We start from the raw sequence: 1,550 nt of genomic DNA on the forward strand, positions 1-1,550 counted from the left end.
AGCCAGCTGCTCCCGCCCGCCGACCAGGCAACCGACCAGGCAACCGACCCAGGTACCCGCAGCGACCGAAGGAGAACGAGATGACCACCGCGACACAGGAACCCGCGGCACAAGGGACCGGTACCGTCACGATCGGCGGGGACCTCACCGTCCGCCGCATCGGCTACGGCGCGATGCGCCTGACCGGTCCGAGGGTCTGGGGCGACTACCCCGACCGCGCCCGCGCGGTGGGCGTCCTGCGCGCCGCCGTCGAGCGGGGTGTGAACCTCATCGACACCGCCGACGTCTACGGACCCCACACCAACGAGGAGCTGATCCGCGAGGCCCTCCACCCCTACCCGGACGATCTGGTGATCGCCACCAAGGGCGGCTTCGTGCGCGGCGGCCCCGACTACGCCGACCTGGGCGCGGTCGGCAACCGCAACTACCTGCGGCAGGCTGCCCACATGAGCGCGCGGAGGCTCGGCCAGGACCACATCGACCTCTACTACCTCCACACGCCGGCCATGACCGACGTCCCCTTCGAGGACATCGTCGGTACCCTCGCCGACATGCGGCGCAGCGGCCTCATCCGCCACATCGGCCTGTCCAACGTCAGCGCCGACCAGCTCCGCACCGCCCTGGCCATCACGGACATCGCGGCCGTCACCGTGCAGTACAACGTGGCGGTGCGGGAGAACGCGGCCGTACGGCGGTTGGCGGACGAGGCCGGGATCGTGTTCTCTCCCTGGCACCCGGGCGAGCTTCCCGGGGAAGGCGACGGCGACCTCTTCCACGCGGTGATCGGCCCGATCGCCGCCGCTCACCACGCCACCCCGCGCCAGATCGCCCTCGCATGGCAGCTGCACCTCGCACCCCGGACACTGCCCATCCCCGGTACCACCAGCATCCGGCACCTGCAGGAGAACATCGACGCCGGACACATCCACCTTGACGCCGACGAGGCCGAAGCCATCACGACACTCATCCCCGAAGAACACTGAGGAGCGGCAGCCCTGAGGATGCCCGCTTCAGAACCGGACAGGCCGCCACCAACAGCGCCATCCGGCCACCCATCTCATCAGGCATCACTGACAGGGCGGATCCATCGGACGCTTGCTCACCCAGCAAAGAGGCACCGGGCGGGGGCGCGGTGGGCGTCGAGCCAACGCCGCCCGGCCGCCCGAGGCGTGCCAGTAGGCCCAGCGGCCCCCCGACACGGCCGCCAGCAGGTCGAAGACCTCACCGACCCGGTCGACCGCGCCCTGCGCGGCACCGGCACCGCCCTGGCCCTCACGCTCCTCGCCGCCGGATCGGTCCTGCTCGCGGCCCTCGGTGAGCCGTCCTGGTGGCGGGCGCTCGCGGTGACCGTCCTGCTCGCCGACCACCTGCTGCCGCTCGACACGCTGGGCCCCGCCGTCCGAGCATCCGCCCCGCCTCCGCGGCCACCGCCCTGACCGTCGCGCTGCTGGTCCTGCCGCCGGCCTTCGCCCCCACCACGGCGGGGGAGTGGTCCCGGCCCCTCGCCGTGCTGGGCCTGGCCACGGCCGCCGTCGGTGTGGGCCTGGCCC

At 72.6% G+C, this 1,550-nt stretch carries 2 protein-coding genes; both read left to right on the top strand.

Annotation, left to right across the window (positions count from 1 at the left end):
* Window positions 1-80: 80 nt before the first annotated feature.
* Complete coding sequence (locus J0670_RS37775) at window positions 81-983, top strand: aldo/keto reductase (RefSeq protein ID WP_207817291.1); 903 nt, start codon at window positions 81-83, stop codon at window positions 981-983.
* A gap of 186 nt (window positions 984-1,169) precedes the next feature.
* Window positions 1,170-1,436: a hypothetical protein gene (locus J0670_RS37780; RefSeq protein WP_207817292.1), complete on the top strand. Its 267-nt coding sequence runs from the start codon at window positions 1,170-1,172 to the stop codon at window positions 1,434-1,436.
* Window positions 1,437-1,550: the final 114 nt, after the last annotated feature.

This window comes from Streptomyces sp. FH025 (genome assembly GCF_017427025.1).
Taxonomy (GTDB): Bacteria; Actinomycetota; Actinomycetes; order Streptomycetales; family Streptomycetaceae; genus Kitasatospora.

Bases quoted from the DNA above. Each gene is read 5' to 3' on its own strand.
- J0670_RS37775 (WP_207817291.1), top strand. From the start codon at position 81: ATGACCACCGCGACACAGGAACCCGCGGCACAAGGGACCGGTACCGTC.